8 protein-coding genes are annotated in these 6383 nt (G+C 39.7%); 5 read left to right on the plus strand and 3 right to left on the minus strand.

The genetic code is table 11. The annotated features are described in order from the left end of the window. Window positions 1-442, minus strand: a 442-nt coding sequence (locus WA010_RS09235) for a hypothetical protein (RefSeq protein WP_422556840.1), incomplete at its 3' end; no start/stop codon positions are given. 184 nt (window positions 443-626) lie between these two features. Between WA010_RS09235 and WA010_RS09240 the strand changes: the two genes are divergently transcribed. From WA010_RS09240 to WA010_RS09260, 5 genes are all read left to right on the plus strand, one after another. Further along, window positions 627-1622, plus strand: coding sequence for an ATP-binding protein (locus WA010_RS09240; protein ID WP_422556841.1), 996 nt, complete (start codon window positions 627-629; stop codon window positions 1620-1622). After that, on the plus strand, window positions 1589-2773 hold the full coding sequence (locus tag WA010_RS09245) for a DUF2201 family putative metallopeptidase (RefSeq protein WP_422556842.1): 1185 nt from the start codon (window positions 1589-1591) through the stop codon (window positions 2771-2773). The genes WA010_RS09240 and WA010_RS09245 overlap by 34 nt, the downstream gene beginning before the upstream one ends. A gap of 295 nt (window positions 2774-3068) precedes the next feature. Continuing rightward, window positions 3069-4322 (plus strand): diguanylate cyclase domain-containing protein, encoded by a 1254-nt coding sequence (locus tag WA010_RS09250; protein WP_422556843.1) that lies wholly within the window; start codon window positions 3069-3071, stop codon window positions 4320-4322. Between the two features lie 242 nt (window positions 4323-4564). Then, complete coding sequence (locus WA010_RS09255; RefSeq protein WP_422556844.1) at window positions 4565-4810, plus strand: type II toxin-antitoxin system Phd/YefM family antitoxin; 246 nt, start codon at window positions 4565-4567, stop codon at window positions 4808-4810. Next, window positions 4807-5205, plus strand: coding sequence for a type II toxin-antitoxin system VapC family toxin (locus tag WA010_RS09260; RefSeq protein ID WP_422556845.1), 399 nt, complete (start codon window positions 4807-4809; stop codon window positions 5203-5205). The genes WA010_RS09255 and WA010_RS09260 overlap by 4 nt, the downstream gene beginning before the upstream one ends. A gap of 285 nt (window positions 5206-5490) precedes the next feature. Here the strand turns inward: WA010_RS09260 and WA010_RS09265 are convergent, their stop codons facing one another. Further along, window positions 5491-5916 (minus strand): hypothetical protein, encoded by a 426-nt coding sequence (locus tag WA010_RS09265; RefSeq protein WP_422556846.1) that lies wholly within the window; start codon window positions 5914-5916, stop codon window positions 5491-5493. Between the two features lie 279 nt (window positions 5917-6195). Continuing rightward, window positions 6196-6383 (minus strand): type II toxin-antitoxin system RelE/ParE family toxin (locus tag WA010_RS09270; protein WP_422556847.1); only part of this gene is annotated, 188 nt, incomplete at its 5' end.

Here is a 6383-nt window from a genome sequence, read left to right on the forward strand (position 1 = left end):
ATGATGTACTCCCCGGAGTATTCATCGAAAATTTTTGTGTGTTGTGCGGTTCAAAAACACCGGGATTGCAGTGGACGTTGTAGCTTTGATTTGCAAAGCTAAAGGGGAAAGCGATGTCGGTATCTACAATATCGATTTTATTCCACACTTTCGCAGGGACATTTTTAGCAGTATAGATTTTTGACTTTTGATTTTTTAGTTGGACCCAGTTGGGTTTCCACCGTGCATGACAGATATCGACAGGCTCACCCGTCAATGTGTAGAGTTTGAGCTTGGCTTCCATATCAAAATTGACCGTACCTTCGTATTTACCGATACTTTTATTGATATTTACTTCTTTAAATGTTCCGCTGATTTCATCACAATAGAGTGGAATTGATAGTGACAGCATCATCAAAACATACAAGGAGGATTTTTTCAAGAAGTGAGGCACGTGATTCATGGTGAATCCCTCAATGGTAGTGTATAGAAAATAGTACCATAAAATTTGATTTTTAACGTTACATAATGATGATGTAGTTTGTAGAAATTTTTATCAATCATTTTCGCACAATAAATGCATAAGCATTTCAAAAAATAGCTGGATTCCCAATCGAGTTGGGAATGACGAGAATAAGGAAATCTGTATGAACCCTCAAAGCGCCAAACGATCCCTCGCCCATTTGTGCGAACGCAAAGTTCCCGTCTTTTTATGGGGACCTCCGGGGATCGGCAAATCCTCGATTGTAGCTCAAATCGCTCGTGAAGCGGGACTAGGGTTTATCGATCTGCGTTTATCGCTTCTCGATCCGACTGACCTCCGAGGTATTCCGTTTTTTAACTCTAAAAACGACACGGCGATTTGGGCACCTCCGGCGTTTTTACCCGATGGGACGCAAGAGCGAGGAATACTCTTTCTCGATGAGCTTAACACCGCTGCACCTATGGTTCAGGCATCTGCATATCAGTTAATATTAGATCGTAAGATTGGCGAATATCGTCTCCCTGATGGGTGGGCAATTGTGGCAGCGGGGAACCGTGAGAGCGATCGCGGGGTGGTGTTTCGGATGGCGGCACCGTTGGCTAACCGTTTTGTCCATTTGGAGATGGAAGCGAATGTCGAGGATTGGCGCAACTGGGCGATAGGCTCAGGGATTGACCCTACTATCATCGCCTATATATCTCACCGTCCCGATGCATTGTTCGTCTTTAATGCCGAGAGCAGGTCTTTTGCTACACCGCGTACATGGCAGTATGTGGATGACATCATGACCTCCAATCCCGAAGAGGATTTGGTGATGGCGATGGTAAGTGGGGCTATCGGAGAGGAGTTGGCGGCATCGTATCTGGGCTTTCGCATGGTCGCTTCACAGCTCCCTGATTTGGATGCGATACTGGAGGGGACGTGCATGGATGTACCGAGTGATCCATCGGCTCTTCATATCCTCAGCACGGCACTCACGATGCGGGTAAATGATTATACGAGCAGTAAAAAACTGAACCATCTCATCACCTATACCCTCAAACTCCCCGGTGAGTTCGCGGTGATGATTATCCAAGACCTTCGCGCACGTAAAATCGAACTCGATCATGTCGAGAGCTGGCCTCTGTGGATGCGTCAGTTCAACACACTCTTGCGATAATGTCGCACGAACAACTGCTCCTCAAAGCGAAATCTCTTTTAACCGTCAAATATCCCTATTTCGGGATGCTTGCATCACGACTCAATTTTGAGCCGAGTGATACTCTTCCGGGATACGCCAGCAACGGGAAACGGTTTATCTATAACGTCGAATTTCTGGAGCGTCGTAGTGTAGAGGAGGTGATGTTCATACTTACCAACGCCGTCATGCACCATATTCTCGCCCATCAGCAACGCAAGCTCAACCGTAGAGGGAGATTGTGGCAGTTAGCGACCGATTACGCGATCAACAATCTCCTCTCCAAAAGCGGTCTGCATATCCCGCAAGGGGCAAACTACAACAAAGAGTATGAGCTAATGTACGCCGAAGAGATCTATGATGCCCTCAAAAATGATCTTAATCTCGGTGAGGGGGATGCATTTGGTGAGAGCGCAGAGGGTGGTTCACCATCTGAGGGGATGTCCCAAGAAGCGGATGATTCGGGGGAGTTTGCTAACATTGATGGGATCGCGGATCAAATGGATACTGCTGATGAGTCGCAGTGGCAATACGCCGCGTCGATTGCTCAGGAGGTGGCACAGCGCAAAGGGGCTATGCCTCTAGGGTTAGAGAGACTGGGGAAAAAGGTCAAAGCCGCTGATGTGGACTGGCGGTTTGAACTCTATAACGCGGTTAATCGCCACATGCGTAACAACTACGCCTTTATGCCTCCGAATAAAAAACATATTCATCGCGGAATAGCACTCCCCTCGCTCACCAGCGATACTCTCAGTCTATGTGTTGCAGTCGATACGAGCGGTTCGATCGATGATGCGCTGTTAGGGGCGTTTATGGAAGAATTCAAATCGATCATGCAAAATTTCCCTTCGGTGAAGATTGAACTCATCATCGCCGATGCAAAGGTACACGCTCATCATACGTTTATCAGCGGGGACCCTATGGATTTTCCTCTCAAGGGGGGAGGGGGGACGGACTATCGTCCAACGTTCGATTACGTCGAAGCAAATCTGCCGATGACGACGATGTTGCTCTATTTTACCGACGGTGAGGGTTCATACCCCCGTATACCACCGAATTATGAAGTGTTATGGGCATTGTCGCGAAAAGCGAAAGTACCGTTTGGGAGAGCTCTGGTGATTTTTGATAATTAAACTGGTCATATATTTGTAACTTTGATGCTTTAAAGCAGGAGTTTTAGTTGGTTGGAAAGATTAGACTTCTTGCATAACCCGAATAAGAAAATATGACACCGTTCGCCCTGAGCCTGTCGAAGGGTGTTTTGTTCATGGTTCGACAAGCTCACCACGAACGGAAAAGTAGGTTATGCAAGAAGTCTATTATATTCTATTAGAAGTAAATTAGTGTAACAGAACACGTTAAATAATCTATATTATAAAGTTTAATAAGAGTATAATATTTTTATTTTTAAGTGATGGAATAACGATTATGCGCTCTAAAAACAAACGTATTTTGATTATTTTAGGATTTATTCTTTTATCTGGATATGCAATAGTCGGTACTACCCTCTATGAATACACGTATAAATATGCTGAAGATCAAAATAAAAAGAAACTTGACCAGATTTTGCTTAATCAACGAGCTTTACATAGCTATTTAGAAGATCATCTCAAGCCTGTTATTTATAAATTAAAAAAAGAAGGGAAACTCTATAATGAGTTTTTTGATCCTAAAGTTCTCTCATTTACTTATATCGCCAGAGGTATTCATGAACATCTTAATACTCTACGTACAGATGAAAATAAGACACAAATCTATTATAAACTAGCTACTGATAATCCACGAAATTTGCTTAATCAAGCAAGCGTTCAAGAATTACATATCCTCAAGCTATTTCGACAGAATCAAACATTGAAAGAGTACAGTCTCACCGTCAAAGAAAATGGTCATCATTATATTTATTATGCTATGCCGATTGAACCGAGTAAAGCTTCTTGCATGAAGTGTCACTCTACACCCGATAAAGCACCACGTGAACTTATCGCACAATACGGCTCCATAGCAGGATTTGGAGAAAAAGCGGGAAATATTCGAGCAATGATTTCGCTTAAAATGCCGTTTGATGATGAGTTAAAAGAAGCAAATCAAATTTTTCTTTTGATAATGGCAATTTTAGGTCTATTTTTTATAATACTTTTTAGTGTTATTGTTTATTTTCTCCGTCGTCTTGATACAACTCAACAAATTATTGAAGAGAAAAATAAAGCGCTATCGATTCTTGCAGAGCACGATAGTTTAACCAATACCTACAATCGGCGTAGCTTTGACAGTGATTTGAGACATCAAATTAATGATGAATCCTTAATCCTTATGATCTTTGATATTGACTATTTTAAGCATATTAACGATACGTATGGACATTTAATCGGCGATGAAGTTCTTAAAGCATTAGCCGCATTAATTCACTGTAATCTTAGAGATTCCGATCAACTTTATCGAATCGGTGGTGAAGAATTTGCTATTATTTCTCATAATCAAGAGATCGAGGATATAAAACAAGTTGCTGAACGTCTTTTAGCAATAGTCAGTAAATATGATTTTGGATTTGATGAAGTTATTCATATTAGTGCCGGTATTGCCGCTAGGGTGGAGGAAGATTCAGTTTTATCCCTATATAAACGGGCTGATGATGCACTCTATAAAGCTAAATCGTCAGGACGAAATCGCTATATTATTGCATAGAATTTATATCGAATAGTTTTTTTTCTCTCCCCTATATAACGCTATTATTGGCGGGCAATCTTCTTATCTCAGGATTTTTTTTCAGCTTAATCCACTGGGTAACCCACCCGACAGAACGCCCTATAACAAATACCCAAATAACAACTAAAAAGCTCACCATTATTTTCTTCTAACTCCACAACAGTAACTTGACAACTTGTCAATTAAGTGATATGATGATCGAAAATAGAAAAGGTTATGCCATGCAATCGATACAGGTAGGACAATTAAAAAGTGATTTTTCCAATATTTTGCATTTGGTACAAGAAGAGGGAGAAACCTTTATCATTGTGTATGGTAAAAACCATAAAAAAGTAGCAATGATAGTCCCCTACGATCCCTATATTGAAAATCAAGAAGAGCGCAAATTCGGTTTGTACAAAAACAAAGGAAGTGTCCGTTTTAGCGATGATTTTGCAATGAGTGAAGAGGAGCTTTTAGGGTTATGAGATATATCATCGATACTCATATTCTGCTATGGCTTATTTTTGATCCCGACAAGATAGATGCCAAAAAACTGGAGCTTCTCAAAAACCCGAAAAACGGTGTTTTTGTTACCAATATCAGCTTTTGGGAAGTCGCTTTGAAATTCGGCTTGGGAAAACTGGAGCTTCAAGGGTTAGCTCCCAATCAACTACACGATGTCGTCAAACAAATGGGGATTGAAGTCCACAGTGTTGATCCTCTGAGTATGTCTGGTGTCTATAAACTTCCCAAGATGGAAAACCATCGAGATCCGTTTGATCGTTTGATTATTTGGGACTGTATTCAGCAGGGATATACGTTGGTTTCGGATGACTCTAAATTTAAACAGTATGAGGACGTAGGACTCAAATTAATCTAAAATTACAGCAAACGTAAAAGTGAAGATTGAATAGCTGACCCCTATTTTATTTTTTAAGTGAAGATTGAATAACTAAACCTTTTTCTGCTTTTCCAAGAATTTTAGCTATTGACACATTAGTCAATAGTGCGTATAATTTGCGCATAACTTTATTTTTTATTTCCGTCGCAAAGTCCATTCAGTGGGTTTTGTGACGGAAACGTCTTCTTCAGCAGTGGAGCGGGGTTACGAGCAAGTGCGTTCAGTTTACCCGTGGAGGTTTAGGCTTTCTCGTCTCGCTCCCTTCTACCCTACACTATAAAACGTAACAACCAAATTATCAGACTTTTTTTTCAATACAATTTTATACTGATCTGTCCCGTTGATATACTGGTATACCTCTAAATTTTGATTACTCACTCCATACTCATTTAGCTTTATAGATCGTTCCAAATATAAATCAAAGTTGATAATATCAGACATAGTAATATTTCCGTTTTTTGTGTTGTAATGGGAAATTAGGATATGCATAAATCCTTTTTTTTCGTCGCCTTTTTCGAGAACTACCGTCATATTTTTTATTGAAAATTTGGCTTCATCAGTCACACCGTTTATAAAATTTATAATTATTGTTTGATTTGCAGTGAACTTCTTTTTCTTTTTACGTCTTTTAGCCGCTTCTATAGCGATCTCTTTTTTCAGGTGAGCAAGTTTTTCAGAATATATACTCACTTTATCGAATGCTCCAAAACTCAAGATTTATAAAGTATTTATTTTATCTAATTTATTGCTTTTTTTTTACCGAACTTATCCACATTGATAGAGTACGCAAAGACCGTAGGATTTAATCTGGAAATCAATCTAAAGAGAAGTCATTTAGCGTCGTAAAAAACAGAAGAAAAACATAGCTATTTTCAGAAGGTAGAATAGCTAACCCCTATTTTTTATTTTTAAAATTTAGGGGTCAGGTATTCACTATTCAATTTTTATTTGGAAACAGTTTACATTTTATCAAAAAGCTTTTTGACGGAACACTGTCAATATATGTACATTAGTCTCTCTAATATGAAAAACAATCGTATATCCCTTGTAAATCATATCTCTAGTTAGCTCATCATCAATATAATAACTTTTTCTACATCGTTGTGGCATTTCAGATAATGAAGCTATAGAATGTTCTAGTTCGCGGATAAATTTTG

The organism is Sulfuricurvum sp. (assembly GCF_049305995.1).
Taxonomy (GTDB): domain Bacteria; phylum Campylobacterota; class Campylobacteria; order Campylobacterales; family Sulfurimonadaceae; genus Sulfuricurvum.